Genomic DNA, 21,044 nt, shown 5'->3' with positions numbered 1-21,044 from the left:
ATTTATTAATTATGTTTTTTTATTTCCGTGACCATTGCAACAAAGGTCTTATATAGGCCACATACCCAAAGTGTTGATTGACAATTCACTAGCAATATCCGCAGTAGGTGAGCGTACCCTACAACGCCGATATTTTATTTAATCTCTTGTCACACCACCGATAAAGCGAATACCCTGGATGACTATTAACGCGTTAAATACATGATCGTATTTTTTGAGATAGGGTTCACATTTGAGTATTATCTTAATCGCAGAGTGAAATAACGTAATTGAGCAACCGGCCGGAAAAATACAGGATGAAATCACACTTGTTTATTTTCCGCTTCCTGGATTACGGAGTTCATTATGCAAGCTTATTTCGATCAGCTTGACCGCAGACGTTTTGAAGGTCCAAAAACAGCAAACCCGCTGGCCTTTCGTCACTACAACCCAGATGAAATCGTTCTGGGCAACCGAATGGGAGAGTACCATCAAAAAACCCCATCGAAAAAACCGTGCTTCCCGTTGCTAGCGGCTGCCAGAAATGCCTGATACAAAAACAAAAAAACCCGCAATTACGCGGGTTTAGTCATTTTATTGCCTGTCAGTACCAGCTATTGCCAGTCGCAGGTTTATTCCCACTCAATGGTAGCCGGTGGCTTGCCGCTGATGTCATAAACTACGCGGGAAATGCCGTCCACTTCGTTGATGATGCGGTTGGAGACGCGGCCGAGGAAATCGTACGGCAGGTGCGCCCAATGCGCGGTCATAAAGTCGATGGTTTCCACTGCACGCAGTGAAACAACCCAGTCGTATTTACGGCCGTCGCCCATCACGCCGACCGAACGCACCGGCAGGAATACGGTGAACGCCTGGCTGACCTTGTTGTACAGGTCGGCTTTATGCAGCTCTTCGATGAAGATGGCATCGGCGCGGCGCAGCAGATCGCAGTACTCTTTCTTCACTTCGCCCAGCACGCGCACGCCCAGACCTGGCCCCGGGAACGGGTGGCGGTACAGCATGTCGTACGGCAGGCCCAGCTCCAGGCCGATTTTGCGCACTTCGTCTTTGAACAGCTCTTTCAGCGGTTCGACCAGGCCCAGCTTCATCTCTTTCGGCAGGCCGCCCACGTTGTGGTGCGACTTGATCACGTGCGCTTTGCCGGTGGCGGAAGCGGCGGATTCGATCACGTCCGGATAGATGGTGCCTTGCGCCAGCCATTTCACTTCGTCTTGCTTGCAGGCTTCTTCGTCGAACACTTCAACGAATACGCGACCAATGATCTTGCGCTTGGCTTCCGGCTCGTCAACGCCGGCCAGCGCGCTCAGGAAGCGGTTTTCTGCCGCGACGTGCACGATGTTCAGGCCGAAGTGGTCGCCGAACATATCCAGCACCTGGTCGGCTTCGTTCAGGCGCAGCAGGCCGTTGTCCACGAACACGCAGGTCAGGCGTTTGCCGATGGCGCGGTGCAGCAGCATGGCGGTAACGGAAGAATCCACGCCGCCGGACAGGCCGAGGATCACGTGATCTTCGCCCACTTGCTCGCGGATACGCTCAACCGCATCTTCGATGATGGTCGCAGGCGTCCACAGGGCTTCACATTGGCAGATATCCAGCACGAAACGCTCCAGCATGCGCTGGCCCTGACGGGTGTGGGTCACTTCCGGGTGGAACTGCACGCCGTAGAAGCGTTTTTCTTCGTTGGCCATAATGGCGAACGGGCAGGTATCGGTGCTGGCGACGGTCACGAAGTCTGAAGGAATTGCGGTCACTTTGTCACCGTGGCTCATCCACACGTCCAGCAGCGGTTTGCCGGCAGCGCTGAGGGCGTCTTCGATGCCGCGAACCAGCGCACTGTCGGTGGTTACTTCCACCTGCGCATAGCCGAACTCACGCTCGTTGGAACCCTGCACATGGCCGCCCAGCTGCATCGCCATGGTCTGCATGCCGTAGCATACGCCCAGAACCGGCACACCGGCGGTGAACACGTATTCTGGCGCACGCGGGCTGTTATGTTCGGTGGTGCTCTCCGGGCCGCCGGAAAGGATGATGCCGCTTGGATTGAATTCGCGGATTTGCTCTTCGCTAACGTCCCAGGCCCACAGCTCACAGTAAACGCCGATTTCGCGCACGCGGCGTGCTACCAGTTGGGTGTATTGCGAACCAAAATCCAGAATAAGGATGCGATGCTTATGGATATTATTTGTCATGTGAGGCGAATTCCAGCAACAGAGAAAAAGAGCGAAAAATAAGGTTTCGGGGCGAGGAGCCAAGCCCCCCGCCCCGGCCTCTCCCGCAGGAGAGGGTCAAGCATTAACCCATGCGGTAGTTCGGTGACTCTTTGGTGATGGTCACGTCATGCACGTGGCTTTCCTGAATGCCGGCGCCGCTGATGCGCACAAATTCAGCCTTGGTGCGCAGATCGTCGATGGTGGCGCAGCCGGTCAGGCCCATGCAAGAGCGCAGACCGCCCATTTGCTGGTGCACGATCGCTTTCAGCATGCCTTTGTAAGCCACGCGGCCTTCGATACCTTCCGGCACCAGTTTGTCGGCGGCGTTATCGGTTTGGAAGTAACGGTCGGAAGAGCCTTTGGACATGGCGCCCAGCGAGCCCATACCACGGTAGGATTTGAACGAACGGCCCTGGTACAGCTCGATTTCGCCCGGGGATTCTTCGGTGCCCGCCAGCATGGAGCCGACCATTACGCAAGATGCGCCGGCCGCGATGGCTTTGGCGATGTCGCCGGAGAAGCGGATGCCGCCGTCGGCGATAACCGGGATACCGGTGCCTTCCAGCGCTTCAACCGCGTCGGCGATAGCGGTGATCTGCGGTACGCCCACGCCGGTCACGATGCGGGTGGTACAGATGGAGCCAGGGCCGATACCCACTTTCACCGCGCTCACGCCGGCGTCGGCCAGCGCTTTGGCGCCGGAGGCCGTGGCGACGTTGCCGCCAACGATCTGCAGATCCGGGTATTTGGCGCGGGTTTCGCGAATGCGCTGCAATACGCCTTCGGAGTGGCCGTGAGAGGAGTCGATCAGGAGTACGTCAACGCCTGCAGCGACCAGCGCGTCAACGCGCTCTTCGTTGCCGGCACCGGCGCCAACCGCCGCGCCAACGCGCAGGCGGCCATGCTCGTCCTTACAGGCGTTTGGCTTGCGCTCCGCCTTCTGGAAGTCTTTTACGGTGATCATGCCCAGCAGATGGAAGTTGTCGTCCACCACCAGCGCTTTCTCAACGCGTTTTTCGTGCATTCTTTGCAGCACGACTTCACGCGCCTCACCCTCTTTCACCGTGACCAGGCGCTCTTTCGGCGTCATCACGGCGGTAACAGGCTGGTTCAGATCGGTCACGAAGCGCACGTCACGGCCGGTGATGATGCCGACCAGCTCGTTCTCTTCGGTCACTACCGGGTAGCCGGCAAAGCCGTTACGCGCGGTCAGTTCTTTCACTTCTTTCAGCGTGGTGGAGGGGGTTACGGCTTGCGGGTCGGTAACTACGCCGCTTTCGTGTTTTTTCACGCGGCGGACTTCTTCAGCCTGACGCTCGATGGACATGTTTTTGTGAATGAAGCCCAGGCCGCCTTCCTGCGCCAGCGCGATGGCCAGGCCAGCTTCGGTTACGGTATCCATGGCTGCGGACAGCATAGGGATATTCAGGCGGATAGTTTTGGTCAGTTGGGTGCCAAGCTCTGCGGTATTAGGCAGAACTGTGGAGTGAGCTGGAACCAGTAGAACGTCGTCAAACGTGAGTGCTTCTTTCGCGATACGTAGCATGGGCAATATCTCACCAGAGTGGGCTGTGAAAAAGATAAAATATTGCCGCGGCATTATACAGAGCGTAATCGGTTGCCTCCAGCACTTTCTCACAAAAACTCTTGATTACCTTTTTCAGCCCTGTAGTATCGACCAATTAAGTGGTTGTTTTGGAATTTGATCTGGGTCACATGTCGCTACCTGTCTCGCCGTCTATTTTTACCGTAAGCCGCCTGAATCAGACGGTTCGACAGCTGCTGGAAATGGAAATGGGCCAAATCTGGCTCTCTGCCGAGATCTCCAACTTCTCTCAACCCTCTTCCGGCCACTGGTATTTCACGCTGAAAGACGACCGCGCGCAGGTGCGTTGTGCGATGTTCCGCAACAGCAACCGCCGCACCACCTTCCGCCCGCAAAACGGCCAGCAAGTGTTGGTTCGCGCCAGCATCACGCTGTATGAACCGCGCGGCGACTATCAGCTGATTGCCGAAAGCATGCAACCCGCCGGCGACGGCCTGCTGCAACAGCAATTCGATCAACTGAAACAGCGCCTGAGCGCCGAAGGCCTGTTCGACCAACAGTTCAAGCAACCGCTGCCCAGCCCGGCCAAACGCGTCGGGGTGATCACCTCCGCCAGCGGCGCGGCGCTGCACGATGTGCTGCAGGTGCTGCAACGGCGCGATCCTTCGCTGCCTATCGTTATCTACCCGACCTCGGTGCAGGGCGCGGAAGCGCCATTGCAGATCGTGCGCGCCATCGAAACGGCCAACCGCCGCGACGAATGCGACGTGCTGATCGTCGGCCGTGGCGGCGGTTCGCTGGAAGACCTGTGGAGTTTTAACGACGAACGCGTAGCGCGGGCGATATTCGCCAGCCGTATTCCGATCGTCAGCGCCGTCGGCCATGAAACCGACGTCACCATTGCCGACTTTGTCGCCGATCTGCGTGCGCCAACCCCTTCCGCCGCCGCCGAACTGGTCAGCCGCAATCAGTTGGAGCTGCTGCGTCAGTTGCAATCTCAGCAGCAGCGGATGGAAATGGCGATGGATTACTATCTGGCCCAGCGTCAGCAGCAGTTCACCCGCATCAACCACCGTTTGCAACAGCAGCATCCGCACCTGCGCCTGGCGCGCCAGCAGACGCTGTTGTTCAAGCTGCAACGTCGGTTGGAAGACGGCATGCAAAACCAGCTGCGCCTGTCTTCACGCCGCAGCGATCGGGTGCAACAGCGTTTGGCGCAGGTACAGCCGCAGGCACGCATTCATCGCTACCAGCAACGCGTACAGCAACAGGAATACCGTTTGCAGCAGGCGCTGGAGCGCCGGCTCAACGCTTACCGCCAACGTTTCGGCGTAGCCTGCAGCCAACTCGAAGCGGTCAGCCCGTTGGCGACGCTGGCGCGCGGCTACAGCGTGACGCAAACCCCGCGCGGCGAATTGCTGAAAACCACCAAACAGGCGCAGGTTGGCGAACTGCTGAAAACCCGCCTGCAGGATGGCTGGGTGGAAAGCGAAGTGAAAACCATCATTGTGGCCAAGAAGCCGCGCAAAAAAGCGCGCGGCTGACTCTACCCGTCATACTTGAAGTTGCATCTGTGTTGGCTGCACCCGCTCACCCGAATCACTTACCTGAGTAAGCTCATCGGGATGAACGTTCTGGCCGCCTTGATGCAACTCCAATTATTTAGGGTATATAACGTTATTTCAGCGTAAAACTCTCGCCCGGCTCACCGTTGATCCACAGTTCCCGCGTCTCTCCGGCAGGCAGGCTGACCGTCAGCGTCCGCCATGCCGGTTTGAACCGCCCTTCGGTGGTGACGTTCAGCATGACGCGCCGATTGTCGCTGTGCATCTCCCAGCGCAGCCACAGCGCGTTGCCCTGCTGCCAGCCATAACTTTCCCCATCGTCTTCGAACAACAGCCCAGAAGCGCTGCCACAGCCTTTAAACGGGTACAGCTGCAACTCGCGCCGATCGTCGGCGGCAACGTCAACGTGCGCCAAGCGTGATGACAGCGGCAACGCCGCCCCGGCACGCACCAACAGCGGCAAACGCTCCAGCGGCGCATCCAGCAGCACCGTCTGGCCACCGCTGAACCATTGGCCACTGTAGAAGCAGTACCAACCTTCGCCGTTATCCGGCAGATAAACCGAACGCGCACGCTGCCCCTGCTCCACCACGCTGGCCACCAGCAAATCGCGGCCAATCATAAAATCATCGGTTTCGTTCAGCGTGCGTTCATCATGCTCGTGATCGAGGAAGGTCGGGCGCAGCATCGGCTCGTCGTCGGCGCTGGCCTGCCACAGCAGGGTGTAGAAATAGGGCATCAGGCGATAGCGCAGGTTGATCGCCTCGCGGACGGCCGGCGTGGCGGCCGGATACATCCACGGCTCGTTAACCGTCGCGTCGTCGTTCCAGGAGTGAATGGTGAAACGCGGGTGCATCACGCCGTTTTGCACCCAACGCACCAGCAGTTCGGCGTCCGGTTTGTCGCCGGAAAAACCGCCGACGTCGTGCCCCAGGTTATACAACCCGGACAGGCTCATGCCCAATCCCATGCGGATGTTGTAGCGCAGGGTTTGCCAGTTGGTGCGGTTGTCGCCGCTCCAGGTCTGCACATAGCGTTGCATGCCGGCACAGCCGGAACGGGAGATCAGATATGGCCGCAGCTCGGGCGCAAAGCGCTGCTGGGCTTCCATCGAAGCGCGCATCATCAGCAACGGCATGACCGGGCGGATATGCTTGATGGCGATCGGCCGGCCAAACCCCTGGCAGCGCGCTTCCGAGTCCCACACTTCGTATTCGTTGTTGTCGTTCCAGGTTGAATCTATGCCCATCTCCAGCAGTTGTTGAGTGACGCCCTGCTGCCACCAGCGTACCGTCGCCGGATTGGTGAAATCGAGGTGCGAGCCTTCGTCGTCCCAAAAGCTGGAACGCTCCGGCTGGTCGCTTTCCGAGTCGCGGATAAACAGCCCCTGCTCCGCCGCCTGCCGGTACTGAGGATGATCCTGCAACAGGCAAGGTTTGATGTTGGCCGCCAGCTTCAGCCCGGCGGCGTGGAACGTCTGGCTCAGTAGCTTCGGCTGCGGCACCTTGTCGTAATTCCAGTTGAACACGTAGCGCTTGTTGCCGATCGAGGTGTAGCCCGAAGACAGCTGGAACGAATCGCAGGGAATATCGTGCTGCTTGCACAAGGCGATGAACTGCTGCAACTGCTGCTGGGCGTCCGGCGCGTCGGTGTAATGCATGGTCGATCCGCTGTACCCGAGGCTCCATTTCGGCCCGAAGTGGGTCTTGCCGGTGAGGCGCACAAAGGCTTTGGTCACGTCCAACACCTGCGGCCCCAGGAACAGGTAATAATCGAGATCCCCCGCCTCGGCCTGGTAGCGGCGGTAGGCCAGATGGTAGTTGTCGATCTCGTTGCCCAAATCCAGCCAACAGCTGCTCAGGTTGTCGTAAAACAGCCCGAAACTGGCCTCTGCACCGCGGGTGATGGTAAAGGGCACATGTTTGTACAGCGGATCGGTGCTGGCGGCGTTGTAGCCCATCGCATCCAGATTGCGCATTTCGAAGCGGCGGCCGCTGCGCTCCAGATCGCCGGCCTTCTCGCCCAGGCCATAATAACGCTCGGTGGCAAAGCGGCGCTGGTAGTGCGCCACGCCGTCACCCTGCGGATTGAGCAGGTAGGCGCTGGTTGGCCGGTCAGCCGCCAGCGGCCGCCATTCACCGGCGGCGTTACGGTGCTCCCACTCCAGCCACAGCGGCTGATGTACGGTAACGCGCAGCGCGGCGCTGGTCACCACCAGCCGATCCTCATGCTGTTGCAGTTGATAGCCCGGCAGGCCAAAACCGGCGACGCTCAGGCGATCGCGCCCCTCCCAGGGCACGTCAGCCTGCGGCGCAATGCTCCAGGTGCGGTCCAGCGCCAGTTCGCCGTTGCGTTTGATCAGCACGCGGAACAGGTTGTCTTCCAACACGTACAGGCAGAACAGGTGACGCTCGTCGACCAACAATTCGATGCGATCGGCATACTCGCCTGCCAGAGTCCATTTTTTTAACGTTTTCATAGGTATCCAACTTAACTATTCAGTGACTTTTTACCGCCACGCTCGGCGATCAAGGCAATCAGGAACACGGCGCCGATCAGATCGAAGAAGCCCATGGCGATAAACAGCGGGTTGAAGCCGACGGTGTCGGAAACCGCACCGATCAGCAGCGTAAACAGGAAGCTGGCGATCCAGGCACTGGAGCCGCGCATGCCGTTGACCGTCGCCATCTGGTTTTTATCGAACGACTCCACCACCAGCGCGCTGAGCATGCAGGAGATCACCTGATGGCCGAAACCGCCGATCGAGATCAACGCGATCGCCACATAGGGATCTTTGGTCACCGCGACAAACGCCAGCGAGACCATCATGAAGGCGCCGGTGACCGAGCTGGCGACCACCGAGTTGACGCGGGTGCAACCGAACCATTTGCGGTACAGGGTGGTGAGATAACCGCTGGCGACGCTGCCGATATCCGCCGCCAAAAACGGCAGCCAGGCAAACATGGCGATGTGCTTTAAATCCATGCCGCGTTCGGTGGCCAGGTACAGCGGCACCCAGAAGCTGAACACCGCCCAGGCCGGTTCGGCGAGAAAGGCCGGGATGGCGATGCCGTAGAACTTTTTGTTTTTACACAAGATTGCCAATGATTTTAAAAACGGCAGTCTCGGCAATACCGGTTCGTTATCTTCGCGGATCAGATCCAGCTCTTGTTGGCTCAGATTCGGGTGCTTTGAGGGTTCGTGGTAGAACAGCCACCACAACACCACCCAGACCAACGCCAGCGCGCCGGAGAACAAAAAGGCGCCCTGCCAGCCAAAGGAGACGTGGGCGATGACGATGATTGGCGGGGCCAGCATGGCGCCGATAGAAAAACCTACGCCCGCCCAACCGGCGGCAATCGGCCGTTCCTTTTTCGGGAACCAGTCGGAAATCGCCTTGGCGTTGCCCGGCGTGGCCGCCGCTTCCGCCCCGCCCATGAAGAAGCGCAGGATCGCCAACTGAAGCCAGCTCCCAGCCCCGGCATGCAACATGCACACCACCGCCCAGATGCTGGCGCAGATCAAAAAGCCCATCTTCAGGCCGATAACATCGATCAGCCAGCCGCAGATCGGCTGAAATACCGTATAGGCCAGCTGAAATGACGCCACCACCCAGGAATATTGCTCGGTGGTCATGTTGAGGCTGGTTTTCAGCTCCGGCGCCAGGATACCCAGCGAATTGCGGGTAATGTAGTTGACCGTAACGCCGAGCAGAAACAGCGCCAGCATCCACCAACGCAGCGATTTGAACTTGCGCCGACTGCTGTGCGCGACCGTCTGATTAATTTCAACACTCATCTGTCTTCTCTCCACGGCGGCTGCCCGGTGAAACAGCTCGCTTTTTGGTAGGGCACGTTTTGGTATCGAAGGTATGGGTTGCGAAAATTTGCGATGGCGATCACGAAAACTCGCACATCATGCTCACAACCACATGATTTATTTTCATTTTATTTATAATTCAGTCGGTAAATTGGACTGATAAGTCTATAAAATTGGTGTACCAATGCAGACTAGCCAGCCGGGAGCGTGAGCGAAACGTGGTTTTTTGCAAAAATTTTCATATGCAGCCTAAAAGCTCGCCATAATGGCGACCCAAGCCAGACAGTACGCTGAAAAAACGCGGTGAAAATATTTTCACCGGCAAATTTGAAGGAGATCACAGAATGAACGGAAAGCTGAAAATACAGGAAATCGCCCGCCAAACAGGGTTGTCGATCAGCACCGTTTCACGCGTACTCGCGGGCAAGTCCAACACCAGCGCCGAAGCGCGTCACAAAGTATTGGCCTGCGCCCAGCAGAACGGTATCTTGCAAGGCCTGTCCAACGGCCGGCTGATGCTGAACAACGTCATGGTGTTTGCCCCGCAACGCGCCTTCGACGTGCGCACCGACATCTTTTATCACAAGGTGATCCAGGGGATCACCGCCGCGCTGGCGGAACATGAAGTGCGCATTCGCTATTGCGGGCTTGAAGAGCAGCACAGCGACGGCGCGCTGTTCCTGGAAAAAATGAGCGATCCGCAGACCGAAGCCGCGCTGATTATCGGCATCGACGACGAGCACATTCACCAGTTGGCCGCCGATCTGCACAAACCCTGCGTGCTGATCAACTGTACCGATCGCCAGATGCGGCTGGACAGCGTATCCCCCGATCATCAGTTGATCGGCGAGTTCTCCGCCAATTATCTGATCCAACAGGGCCACAGCCATATTCTGAACCTGCAATGCCTGCGCCGACACACCATGGAGCTGCGGCTGGCGGGCATCAGGCAGGCCTATGCGCAGCACAATATCGCCTTCGACGAAGGCCGCCATCTGGTTACCACCTCCGGCTTTGGCAGCGAAGAAGCCGAGCAGGCGCTGACCACCTTTATCAATCAGGTCAGCCAGCGTTCGCAGTTGCCGACGGCTATTCTCGCCGGGGGCGACTATATGGCGGTCGGTGCGGTCAAGGCATTGAATAAATTGCGGCTGAACGTACCGGCGGATATCTCGGTCATGAGCACCGACGGTTTTAACCTGGCGGAAATTCATGATGTGCCGCTCACCTCGGTACATGTGCCGCGAGACGAGCTGGGCCATGAGGCGATCCAACTGTTACAGCGCCGGATGCTGCGCGCCGATGCTCCGCCTTGCAACCTGCTGCTGCACGGGAAACTGGCGGTACGCGCCTCGGTCAAGCGCATCAGCCCGCACAAGACCAGCCCGGCGGTCAGCACCCACGATCATCGTCTTTACGATGTCTGAACTACACTTAGTGGTGAAATATTGACTTATTGAGGGTAATTTTGCTTAAGGAGAGCCATTATGCCGACCCTGACCGCTCGTTCAGTCATCCCCCCTTATATGCTGCGCAGAATTATTGAACACGGCAGCGCACCACAGCGCGACTGCGCATTGCACACCCTGAACCACGTTCAAAGCCTGCTCGGCAACAAGCCGCTGCGTGCGCCCGACGCGAAAACCGCCAGCGGCGGCGAAGTCATCCGCGATATCTATGACGCTCAAAACGGCACTCAGCTTCCCGGCAAACAAGTGCGCAACGAGGGCCAGGCCAGCAACCATGACGTGGCTGTTGATGAAGCCTATGACTATCTCGGCGTAACCTACGATTTCTTCTGGCAGGCGTTTGAGCGCAACTCACTGGACAACAAAGGGCTGCCACTGACCGGTAGCGTCCACTACGGGCATGAGTATCAGAATGCCTTCTGGAATGGCCAGCAGATGGTTTTCGGCGACGGTGACGGCGAGATCTTCAACCGTTTTACCATCGCTATCGATGTCGTCGGCCACGAACTGGCGCACGGCGTAACCGAAAGCGAAGCCGGGCTGATTTACTTCCAACAGGCCGGCGCGCTGAACGAGTCCATGTCTGACGTCTTCGGTTCGTTGGTCAAGCAGTTCCACCTGCGGCAAACCGCCGACAAGGCCGACTGGCTGATTGGCGCGGGTCTGCTGGCCAAGGGCATTAACGGCAAGGGCCTGCGTTCGATGTCTGCGCCCGGCACCGCCTACGACGATCCGCTGCTGGGTAAAGATCCTCAGCCGGCCGACATGAAGGATTATATTCAGACCAAAGAGGACAACGGCGGCGTACACCTCAACTCCGGCATCCCCAACCGTGCCTTCTATCTGGCGGCCACCGCACTCGGCGGCTTTGCCTGGGAGAAAGCCGGCTACGTCTGGTATGACACGCTGTGCGACAAAACGCTGCCGCAGGATGCCGACTTCGCCACCTTCGCCCGCACCACGGTGAAACATGCCCAGCAGCGTTTTGATCGCGCCGTGGCGGACACAGTGCAGCAAGCCTGGCATCAGGTGGGGGTGGAATAATGAAACCCTTGCCGTCGCTCAATCAGGACACGGTCATTGAGCTGGCACGTGAAGGCGGTTTCGCCTTTATTCCCAAACTGGCGGGCCAGCGGCGCATTGCGCTGGCCGATATTACGCCGGAGCAGCGCCAACGCCTGAGCCAGTTATTGAATCAAACGCTGCCCTACGCGCAGGAAGAGGGAAAACCGGGTTCCCCCGGCTGCGGCGACCAGCGCTACTTCCGCGTTCAAATCAGCTATTACAGCCAGAATCTGTGCAGTGAAATCGTATTGCTGATCCCGGAAACCAGCGCACCCCAGGCCTTGATCGATTTATGGAAAACCGGTCAGGTGGATGAGTGAATGCTTACACCGGCTGATAATCAAATAGCACGCGCTTTTTGGATACCAGCCCGTGGCCGTTCTGACACAGGTAATCCACTGCGCCGCAGGCCTTCAGCTCCTGCAGCGGCTGCCCGCAGTCCGGGCAATGGGCCAACTGCCGATAATCGCGTTCGCAGGCGGCGCAATGGTAGTGACCATTCACCCACTCCATCGTTTGATCGCATTGTGGACAGTGCGCTTCCATACTGACTCCTGAATTAGATGACGCCCCATGAGCGCAAGAAGTATATCCCCAGCGCGGTGGTGAAAAACGAACCGACGGTGGTGATGGCAATAATATTCGCTGCCAGCGTGGCGTTGCCGCCCATGGCGCGCGTCATGACATAGCTGCCCGAGGCGGTCGGCGTGGCGGAAAACAGGAAGATAATCCCCAGCGCCGCGCCGTGAAACCCCCACAGCCAGCCGCCCAGCGTCATCAATACAGGGACCAGGAACAGCTTGGCCGAAGAAGACAGTGCGGCAACGTTGGATGAACGGAACATGGCGCGCAGATCCAGGCTTGCGCCGGTGCACAACAACGCCAGCGGCAGCGACAACCCGGAGATATAACTGCCGGTCTGCCGGATCACCTGCGGGATTTCCAGGCCGGTTTGCGCGAACAGCAGCCCGCACACCAGGCCGATAATCAGCGGATTGGTGACAATGCTGCGCAGCAGCGACAAACGACCGATCTTCTTGCCGTGCCCGCCCTGCAGACTGCGAGTCAGGGTAATCACCGACAGCACGTTAAACAGGATCACCGTGACCGTCAGGTACAGCGACCCCAACGCCACCCCTTCGTCGCCATAGGCCGTCATGGCATATGCCAGGCCAACAATGGCGGTATTGGCGCGGAACCCGCCCTGCACGAACACGCCCCGTTCACGCGGTTCCTTAACCAACCAGACCGCCGCTACCTCCAGCAGCAGGAAGGTGGCGATGGTGCCGATCGCGCCGTAGAGAACCAACGGCAGGTTGCCCAGCAGTTGCGGATGATTGGTGGCGATACTGAAGAACAGCAGGCAAGGCAGCGCCAGATTGAACACCAAGCGTGTGGCGCCATCAATAAAACGATCGTCCATCAGCCGCCAGTGGCGCAGCAGTATGCCCAGCAACATCATTAAAAGATTCGGTACGGTGACGCTGAACGCAAAACTCCAGGTTTCCCAGGACATGGTGTTCCTTCAACTGGCGGTGGCAATATGCAGATAATAGAACGACTTCGGGCCAATAAAAAAGAGCGCGGTATTGCTACCGCGCTCTTTTTGAAGATTATTTGCTTTTCTTCAGGTGGCTCATCAGGCGTTTACGCTTGCGCATCTGGTTCGGCGTCAGCAGGTTGCGCTTGCCGGCGAACGGGTTGTCACCCTCTTTGAACTGGATGCGGATTGGCGTACCCATTACCTTCAGCGAACGACGGAAGTAGTTCATCAGATAACGTTTGTACGAGTCGGCCAGATCGCTCACCTGGTTGCCGTGGATCACCACAATCGGCGGGTTGTAACCCCCGGCGTGCGCGTATTTCAGCTTCACGCGGCGGCCACGCACCAACGGCGGCTGGTGGTCTTCGGCAGCCATCTGCATGATTTTGGTCAGCATGGAAGTGTTCACGCGACGGGTCGCGCACTCGTAGGCTTCCTGCACGGATTCGAACAGGTTGCCGACGCCGCTGCCGTGCAGCGCAGAGATGAAGTGCACGCGGGCGAAATCGACAAAGCCCAGGCGCAGATCCAGCATCTCTTTCACATGCTCGCGATCTTCCTCGCTCATGCCGTCCCACTTGTTGACCGCAATCACCAGTGAGCGCCCACTATTGAGGATAAAGCCAAGCAGCGAGAGATCCTGATCGGAAATGCCTTCGCGCGCGTCAACCACCAACAGCACTACGTTGGCGTCTTCGATTGCCTGCAGAGTTTTGATTACCGAGAATTTCTCTACGGTTTCCGTTACCTTGCCGCGTTTGCGTACCCCGGCGGTATCGATCAGCACGTATTCGCGCTCGTCGCGTACCATCGGGATATAGATGCTGTCGCGGGTCGTGCCCGGCATGTCGTACACCACCACACGCTCCTCACCGAGGATACGGTTAGTCAGTGTGGACTTACCTACGTTAGGACGGCCAACGATCGCCAGCTTGATCGGCAAATCTTGCGGGTTGAAGTCGTCTTCCGGCTCTTCGTCCTCCGGGATTTCGTCTTCCTGCTCAGCCCAGTAAGCGGCGTTGGCCTCTTCTTCGGTCAGCTCGACTTCTTCGGGTTTTTCACCGACAAAGGGCACCAGCACGTGTTCGATCAGTTGCGCTACGCCACGGCCGTGCGAAGCGGCGATCGCATACACGTCGCCCAAGCCGAGCGAGTAGAAATCGGCGGTGGCCATGTCCGGATCCATGCCGTCGGTTTTGTTGGCGACCAGGAAGGTGGCCTTCTGACGGTTGCGCAGATGCTGGGCAATGCCCTGATCGGCCGGCATCAGGCCGGCACGAGCGTCGACCATGAACAGTACGATGTCCGCTTCTTCAATCGCCAACAGCGATTGGCCGGCCATGCGCGTTTCAACGCCGTCTTCGGTACCGTCAATGCCCCCGGTATCGACGATAATAAATTCATTACCCTCAACTTCGGCACGACCATACTTGCGGTCTCGCGTTAGCCCGGGGAAATCCGCCACCAGCGCATCGCGCGTATGTGTTAAACGGTTAAACAAGGTGGATTTACCCACATTCGGGCGCCCAACCAGCGCGACGACAGGTATCATTGTGAAGCCTCATTACTTAATAATCAATGCGTTACTGCACCATGGATAGACACCAGAAGTGCAGCTTATAAAAATACGAAACGGCCCCTGAACACTCAGGAGCCGTTTGCAAACCGTGCGATGACCGGCAGCGTTAGCGGGTGAAAGCGTAAACTTTTCCGCCTCGGGCCTGGATAACCAGCTTATCGCCGGCCACCATCGGCGCAGACAGGAAGCCGGAGCTATCCACTTCCTGCTGGGCAACAAAACGGCCGTCCGTGGTGTTAATCCAGTGCAGGTAACCTTCGGAATCGCCGGTTACCAGATAACCATTATACATCACCGGCGGGGTCAGGTTGCGGTGCAGCAGATCGCTCTGCGTCCACACTGTTACGCCGCCTTCGGTGCTCAGCGCTACCACGCGATCGTTCTGATCGACCAGATAGATGCGGCCCGCGTCCACGATGAAGTCGTTCACGGAACCCAGTTCACGCTTCCACATGATCTGGCCGGAACGCAGATCCAGCGCCGTCAGGTTACCATTGTAACCTAATGCGTAGACAACGCCTTCAACAATCACCGGCGTCGTGTCCACATCGTTCAGGCGATCAATCTCGGTCGCGCCGCTCGGCTGGGAAATACGCTGTTGCCAGATCAACTGGCCCTGCTGCATCAGCACTGCGCTGACGCGGCCGTTATCACCGCCGACAATCGCCGCGCCGAAGGCAACGGCCGGTGCGGACTCACCGCGCAGTGACAGCGATGGCATGTCCAGGTTAACCGTCCACTTCACCGCGCCGTCAGATTCGTTCAGCGCCTGCAGCAGGCCATTGGAGGTATGGATCAGCACCATGCCGTCGCTGATTACCGGGCGAGAAATCGCTTCGCCGGCTACCTTGGTCTGCCACGCCACTTTACCGTCTGCGGTATTCAACGCGTAAACCACTGCTTTTTCACTGCCGACGTAAACTTTGTCGCCTGCAACCGCCAGGCCGCCTGACAGCAGTGCCGGCAGATTGCTGGAGAAGAAGCCGGTTTTCTCGGAAAGATCGACCTTCCACTTTTCGTCGCCGCTGTCGGCATCCATCGCTTTCACGATGCCGTGACGGTCAGCAGCATAAAGGGTGCTGTCCTGGAAAGCGGGACGCAGGTGAGAATAAAACTCACCGATACCGTCACCTACCGATGTGCTCCACGCCTTGTTCGGCGTGAACTGATTTTCAACTTTTGGCAGCGGCGACATGGTAACCACGTCTTCTTCACTGTTAAACAGCGAGCAACCACTCAGCAAGGCGACGGAAACCAGTCCGACCAAGAGTGTTTTACGCAATTGCATGGGAATTCCCCTTAGCTGGACAAGTTATTCAATTTCATGCGCAGCAGAACCTGCAGCGCCTGAGAAGCGTTGGACTCAATGCCTTTGCTGTAAGCCTCACGCGCACCTTTGGTGTCGCCTTTGGCCAGCAACGCGTCGCCGCGTGTATCTTGCGCCATCGCCGCCCAACCTTCGCCTTTCACGCCATCCAGCGTTTTCAGCGCTTCATCCAGCTTTTTCTCCTGCAACTGGACACGCGCCAGACGCAGGCTAATCATCGCCAGCATATTATCGTCTTTGGTCTGGCCCTGAGCCAACACCAACTGCTGCTCTGCCTTGGCAAAGTCATTCTGCTCAACAAAGTGCTTCGCCAGCTCCAGCGAGGCCAATACGCCATAGCTATTGCTGTTGGCCTTGGCAAACGCCTCCGCTGCGGACACGTCGTCCGGCTTACCGGCCGCCAGACGATCGCTGGCTTCCTGATAGGATTGGGACGCGGCCATCATGTTGGAGTTTTGGTGGTTCTGCCAGAAACGCCAGCCGACCAGGGCACCAATTCCGAGCACCACACCCACCGCCAGCGCTTTGCCGTTCTCGGCAAAGAACCGACGCACGGCGTCGACTTGTTCGTTTTCAGTGGTATAGACTTCCACGGTGTCCTTCTCCTTAACCTAACATCGTTGCCAGACGCACTGCGACTTCGCTTTGCGCCAGCGTTTCTTGTTCACCACTGCGCAGGTCCTTAACCACCACCTGCTGTGCCGCGACTTCGTTCTCACCGAGGATCAAAGCGACGCGCGCGCCCCATTTGTCCGCACGGGTGATCTGTTTCTTAAAGTTGCCGCCGCCGTAGTTGGTCATTAATTTCAACTGTGGTGCCGCATCCCGTACGTCTTCTGCCAACTGCATCGCCGCGCTTTGGGCGCCGGCACCGGAGGAGATAACATACACGTCAATGGTCGCCGGGGCTTTGAAATCCGGATTCACTGCCTGAACCAGCAGTACCAGACGCTCCAGACCCATCGCGAAACCGACCGCCGGCGTCGCACGCCCGCCCAGTTGCTCGACCAGGCCGTCGTAACGTCCGCCGGCACACACCGTTCCCTGAGCGCCCAGACTGGTGGTCACCCATTCGAATACCGTACGGTTGTAGTAGTCCAGACCGCGCACCAGGCGTTCATTGATGGTATATGGGATACCTGCCTGAGCCAAAAGTTCACACAGGCCGTCGAAGTGGGCTTTGGATTCTTCATCCAGGTACTCGGACAGGCGCGGTGCGTCGTTCAGCAAGGCCTGAACTTCCGGATTTTTGGAGTCCAGTACGCGCAGCGGATTGCTGTACATGCGGCGCTTGCAATCTTCGTCCAGCTTTTCTTTATGCTGTTCCAGGAACGCCACCAGGGCATCACGGTAATTGGCGCGCGCCTCCAGCGAGCCGATTGAATTCAGCTCCAGATTAACGTGCTCGGAAATACCCAGCGCTTTCCACCAGCGGGCGGTCAGCAGGATCAGCTCGGCATCGATGTCCGGACCTTGCAGGCCGAACACTTCCACACCCAGCTGATTGAACTGGCGATAGCGGCCTTTCTGCGGGCGCTCATAGCGGAACATCGGACCGATGTACCACAGACGCTGTTCCTGATTGTACAGCAGACCATGTTCGATGCCGGCGCGAACGCAGCCAGCCGTCCCTTCCGGACGCAGCGTCAGGCTTTCGCCGTTGCGATCCTCGAAGGTGTACATCTCTTTTTCCACGACGTCGGTCACTTCGCCGATCGCGCGTTTGAATAACGGGGTCTGCTCTACAATCGGCAACCGGATTTCGCTGTAACCGTAGCTGCCCAGCACCTGCTTCAGTGTGCCTTCAATACGCTGCCATAATGCCGTATCTTCCGGCAGGTAGTCGTTCATGCCGCGAATGGCTTGAATGTTCTTTGCCACGTGATTTCTCTGTCCGTTGTCTATAAAAATGAACCCGATTATAGGGACTTTGCCGCCCCGTATTCAACGCGGGTGCCGCTTTCTGCCTCCCGGGTTCATAAACAAGCGGGCTAATCAGCCCGCCATGTAGCGATAACGCTTATTTTTCCAGCAGATTGACCGAGATGCGATTGCTTTCATCCATCATCGACGCCTTGGCGCGAATTTTCGCCTCCAGTTGGTCAATCATCTGCTCGTTGTCAAAACGCTCTTTCTGGCGCACGCCGTCTTCGTAAAAACCGCTCTTGTTATGACCACCGGTCACGCCCAACGTGGAAACCAGCGCTTCGCCCGGCCCGTTGACCACACAGCCGATAATCGAAATGTCCATCGGCGTGATGATGTCTTCCAGGCGTTGTTCAAGCGCGTTCACCGTGCCGATAACATCGAACTCCTGACGCGAACAGGTTGGGCAGGCGATGAAATTAATGCCGCGCGCACGAATGCGCAGCGATTTCAGAATATCGAAACCGACTTTCACTTCTTCCACCGGATCGGCCGCCAGCGAAATACGCAGGGTATCGCCGATGCCTTCCGACAGCAGCAACCCCAGGCCAATCGCCGATTTCACCGAACCGCTGCGCATGCCACCGGCTTCGGTGATACCCAAATGCAGCGGTTGATCGATACGCGCGGCCAACAGGCGATAAGATTGCACCGCCAGGAATACGTCGGAGGCTTTGACGCTGACCTTGAACTGATCGAAATTGAGGCGATCGAGGATATCCACATGACGCATCGCCGATTCGAGCAGCGCTTCCGGCGTAGGTTCGCCGTATTTTTCCTGAATGTCTTTTTCCAGCGAGCCGCCGTTCACCCCAATACGAATCGGGATGTTTTTATCGCGCGCGCAGTCCACGACTGAGCGGATACGCGACTCGTTGCCGATATTGCCCGGATTGATACGCAGGCAGTCCACGCCGTATTCGGCAACCTGCAACGCGATGCGGTAATCGAAGTGGATATCGGCGACCAGCGGCACGTTAACCTGCTGCTTGATCAGCTTGAACGCCTCGGCGGCGTCCATGGTGGGAACTGAAACGCGGACGATATCTACGCCCACGCGCTCCAGCGCTTTGATCTGATTAACCGTTGCTTCAACATCGGTGGTACGGGTGTTGGTCATCGACTGCACGGCAATCGGCGCGCCATCACCAATAGGCACCTTGCCGACGTAAATTCGCGTTGATTTTCGACGGTTGATGGGCGCTTGGTTATGCATTACTTACTCTCCATTGTTGCTCTGGCTTAACGACAATGGCCGCGCAATTACTGCGCGGCAATGGTCAGACGAGCAACACGGTTTGATTTAACAAACCGGCTTAAATCCACCGGCTTACCTTGATATTGAATCTGTACTGCGGCCGGTGCGCCAATAGTCAGTTTATATGGCGCGGTACCTGCCAGGTTCAGCTTGCCGCCGCTCTTTTGGGTGCCGCTGAACAACGTCTTGCCGCTGGCGTCGCTTACCTGCAACCAACAGTCGGAGGAGAAGTTCATCACCAACGCATTGGGATCTTCAGCCGGTGCTGCCAGGCCCGCTTCGCCGGTCGGCAGCGGCGCTTGCGCCGTCGGAGCCGCAGGCGTGGTCTCTGGGATCGGAGCTTGGCTTGGCGAAACCACCGCAGGTTGCTGTGCGGTTTCACTGCCGGTTGCGGCCGGAGCCTGTGCTGCCTGTTGCGCAGGCGCAACGCCGGTATCTACCGGCGTTGAACCATTGTCAGCCATAGGTGCGCTGTTGTCGGCATTGCTGTCGGTCAACGGCACTGATTGGCCTTCATTGTTTTGTGAAAGTTGGGCGGAAGATTGATCGGCCATGGTGGCGATCTCTTCTTGCTGCGCCTTGTGGTTTTGCCACCACCAGGCACCGGTCAGACCGACTACCACGAAAACAATCAGCCAGGTGAAGCTCATCAGCCAGCCGTCGCGTTTTTTGCGGCGCTTGCCTAACGAGAAACTCTGCATTGGCGCAACTTTTGCCACCTTCAGCGGAGCCTGCTTGGCCAGCATCGGCAGCAGTTCATCTTCCGGCAAATGCACCAGCTTGGCGTAGGAACGGATATAACCACGCACGAAAGTCGAAGCAAGGTCTGCGGAGAGATTGTCTTCTTCTATGTCGCGCACGGTAGACATTTTGAGGCACAGGCGTTCTGCAACGGCCTGTTGACTCAGCCCGAGTTGCTCACGGGCTTGACGCAGACGTTGGCCTGTCGTCATGGATACGGTTTTATCTTGGGAGGCTTCAGTATTCATTAGCTAAGAACTGCTGGTACTGTTTGGATTGTGGAAAACTTCGCGCTAGCTGCTTGCCATAGCGTTGAACGCTATCCTGGCGACCTGCTAACGCGGCGAAACGAATCTGTAACCATAAGCTGTCGGCGCTAGCCGGCAGAACATGTTGATAACTATCCAATAAAAGTTGCGACTGAGCGCGCTTCCCTTCTCCAAATTGCTTTTCCGCCTCCACCAACAGTGGAGTGCCTTTGTCCGGATCGACCTTCAGGGCACGCGTTAACAAGGTGCGTGCTTCATCGTTCTGTCCGGCCTTGAGAAAACAGTAACCTGCGTTTTCCAGGCTGTCGGCAACCTGACCATAATCCGGTGCCAGAGCCGCGGCGCTAAACTGCTGTTGTGCCGGTACATACTGCCCTAAACTGCAAAGAAACGCACCGTAATTATTCAGCACGGTGCCATTGTTTGGCGCAAGTTTGAGCGCCTGCTGATAACGTTGTTCAGCCGCGCCATTCTCGCCCATCCGCTGATCAACGAGCGCCATGCCCAATTGGGTACGGTAATCCTGCGGGGCGGCGTCCGCCGCTTTTTCCAGATTCTGCCGCGCGGCGTTCAAATCGCCCTGCTTCAGATATTCCAGCCCCAGTTGCAAACGCGTCTGGCCCGCTTCAGGTTGCGCGTCTTTTTCCGGTGACGACCCGGAACAGCCGGCCAGTAAACCGGCCGCCAGCAACATGCCCCACAGATTCAGCTTCATGCCCGCATTCAT

At 57.8% G+C, this 21,044-nt stretch carries 18 protein-coding genes; 5 read left to right on the top strand and 13 right to left on the bottom strand.

Annotated features, from left to right (window positions below):
* Positions 1–345 precede the first annotated feature (345 nt).
* Positions 346–531: a hypothetical protein gene (locus tag QZQ97_RS16935; protein ID WP_311994555.1), complete on the top strand. Its 186-nt coding sequence runs from the start codon at positions 346–348 to the stop codon at positions 529–531.
* Positions 532–611: 80 nt separating this feature from the next.
* Here the strand turns inward: QZQ97_RS16935 and guaA are convergent, their stop codons facing one another.
* Both guaA and guaB read right to left on the bottom strand, forming a co-directional pair.
* Positions 612–2,189, bottom strand: coding sequence for a glutamine-hydrolyzing GMP synthase (gene guaA / locus QZQ97_RS16930; RefSeq protein ID WP_119804932.1), 1,578 nt, complete (start codon positions 2,187–2,189; stop codon positions 612–614).
* A 103-nt stretch (positions 2,190–2,292) separates the two neighbouring features.
* The gene (gene guaB / locus QZQ97_RS16925; RefSeq protein WP_004952045.1) at positions 2,293–3,756 is read right to left on the bottom strand and encodes an IMP dehydrogenase; all 1,464 of its coding nucleotides are present in this window, start codon (positions 3,754–3,756) and stop codon (positions 2,293–2,295) included.
* Positions 3,757–3,926: 170 nt separating this feature from the next.
* On the opposite strand from guaB, the gene xseA reads away from it, so the two are divergent.
* Positions 3,927–5,300, top strand: coding sequence for an exodeoxyribonuclease VII large subunit (gene xseA / locus QZQ97_RS16920; RefSeq protein ID WP_311994390.1), 1,374 nt, complete (start codon positions 3,927–3,929; stop codon positions 5,298–5,300).
* Positions 5,301–5,433: 133 nt separating this feature from the next.
* On the opposite strand, the gene QZQ97_RS16915 is transcribed toward xseA, so the two are convergent.
* Both QZQ97_RS16915 and QZQ97_RS16910 read right to left on the bottom strand, forming a co-directional pair.
* Positions 5,434–7,800: a glycoside hydrolase family 31 protein gene (locus QZQ97_RS16915; protein ID WP_311994389.1), complete on the bottom strand. Its 2,367-nt coding sequence runs from the start codon at positions 7,798–7,800 to the stop codon at positions 5,434–5,436.
* Between the two features lie 11 nt (positions 7,801–7,811).
* Positions 7,812–9,119: an MFS transporter gene (locus QZQ97_RS16910; protein ID WP_311994388.1), complete on the bottom strand. Its 1,308-nt coding sequence runs from the start codon at positions 9,117–9,119 to the stop codon at positions 7,812–7,814.
* Between the two features lie 365 nt (positions 9,120–9,484).
* Here QZQ97_RS16910 and QZQ97_RS16905 point away from each other — a divergent pair, with 365 nt between their 5' ends.
* Genes QZQ97_RS16905 through QZQ97_RS16895 form a run of 3 tightly spaced genes read left to right on the top strand, consistent with a single transcriptional unit; the run spans position 9,485 to position 11,994 of the window.
* Positions 9,485–10,567, top strand: a complete 1,083-nt coding sequence (locus tag QZQ97_RS16905) for a LacI family DNA-binding transcriptional regulator (RefSeq protein WP_311994387.1) — start codon at positions 9,485–9,487, stop codon at positions 10,565–10,567.
* A gap of 60 nt (positions 10,568–10,627) precedes the next feature.
* Positions 10,628–11,653 (top strand): M4 family metallopeptidase, encoded by a 1,026-nt coding sequence (locus tag QZQ97_RS16900; protein ID WP_311994386.1) that lies wholly within the window; start codon positions 10,628–10,630, stop codon positions 11,651–11,653.
* Entirely contained in the window at positions 11,653–11,994 is a 342-nt protein-coding gene (locus tag QZQ97_RS16895; protein ID WP_119804929.1) for a protealysin inhibitor emfourin, read from the top strand. The genes QZQ97_RS16900 and QZQ97_RS16895 overlap by 1 nt, the downstream gene beginning before the upstream one ends.
* Positions 11,995–11,998: 4 nt before the next feature.
* Here the strand turns inward: QZQ97_RS16895 and QZQ97_RS16890 are convergent, their stop codons facing one another.
* The 9 genes from QZQ97_RS16890 to pilW form a co-directional block, all read right to left on the bottom strand.
* On the bottom strand, positions 11,999–12,220 hold the full coding sequence (locus tag QZQ97_RS16890; RefSeq protein ID WP_311994385.1) for a zinc ribbon domain-containing protein: 222 nt from the start codon (positions 12,218–12,220) through the stop codon (positions 11,999–12,001).
* 13 nt (positions 12,221–12,233) lie between these two features.
* On the bottom strand, positions 12,234–13,190 hold the full coding sequence (locus QZQ97_RS16885) for an AEC family transporter (RefSeq protein WP_311994384.1): 957 nt from the start codon (positions 13,188–13,190) through the stop codon (positions 12,234–12,236).
* A gap of 97 nt (positions 13,191–13,287) precedes the next feature.
* On the bottom strand, positions 13,288–14,769 hold the full coding sequence (gene der / locus QZQ97_RS16880; RefSeq protein WP_119804927.1) for a ribosome biogenesis GTPase Der: 1,482 nt from the start codon (positions 14,767–14,769) through the stop codon (positions 13,288–13,290).
* A 133-nt stretch (positions 14,770–14,902) separates the two neighbouring features.
* Entirely contained in the window at positions 14,903–16,084 is a 1,182-nt protein-coding gene (bamB, locus tag QZQ97_RS16875) for an outer membrane protein assembly factor BamB (protein ID WP_311994383.1), read from the bottom strand.
* Positions 16,085–16,095: 11 nt separating this feature from the next.
* Entirely contained in the window at positions 16,096–16,716 is a 621-nt protein-coding gene (locus tag QZQ97_RS16870; protein WP_311994382.1) for a YfgM family protein, read from the bottom strand.
* 13 nt (positions 16,717–16,729) lie between these two features.
* Positions 16,730–18,004 carry a histidine--tRNA ligase gene (hisS, locus tag QZQ97_RS16865; RefSeq protein WP_311994381.1) on the bottom strand — a complete coding sequence of 425 codons (1,275 nt, stop codon included), beginning with the start codon at positions 18,002–18,004 and terminating at the stop codon, positions 16,730–16,732.
* A 139-nt stretch (positions 18,005–18,143) separates the two neighbouring features.
* Positions 18,144–19,265 carry a flavodoxin-dependent (E)-4-hydroxy-3-methylbut-2-enyl-diphosphate synthase gene (gene ispG, locus QZQ97_RS16860; protein ID WP_004952070.1) on the bottom strand — a complete coding sequence of 374 codons (1,122 nt, stop codon included), beginning with the start codon at positions 19,263–19,265 and terminating at the stop codon, positions 18,144–18,146.
* Positions 19,266–19,312: 47 nt separating this feature from the next.
* Complete coding sequence (gene rodZ / locus QZQ97_RS16855; RefSeq protein ID WP_311994380.1) at positions 19,313–20,296, bottom strand: cytoskeleton protein RodZ; 984 nt, start codon at positions 20,294–20,296, stop codon at positions 19,313–19,315.
* Positions 20,286–21,032: a type IV pilus biogenesis/stability protein PilW gene (gene pilW / locus QZQ97_RS16850; protein ID WP_311994379.1), complete on the bottom strand. Its 747-nt coding sequence runs from the start codon at positions 21,030–21,032 to the stop codon at positions 20,286–20,288. Before pilW ends, rodZ begins: the two co-directional genes overlap by 11 nt.
* Between the last annotated feature and the right edge of the window lie 12 nt (positions 21,033–21,044).

Origin of the sequence: Serratia sp. root2 (assembly GCF_031931805.1) — a bacterium.
Lineage (GTDB): Bacteria > Pseudomonadota > Gammaproteobacteria > Enterobacterales > Enterobacteriaceae > Serratia > Serratia inhibens.
This window is presented reverse-complemented; position numbering and strand designations above follow the sequence as displayed.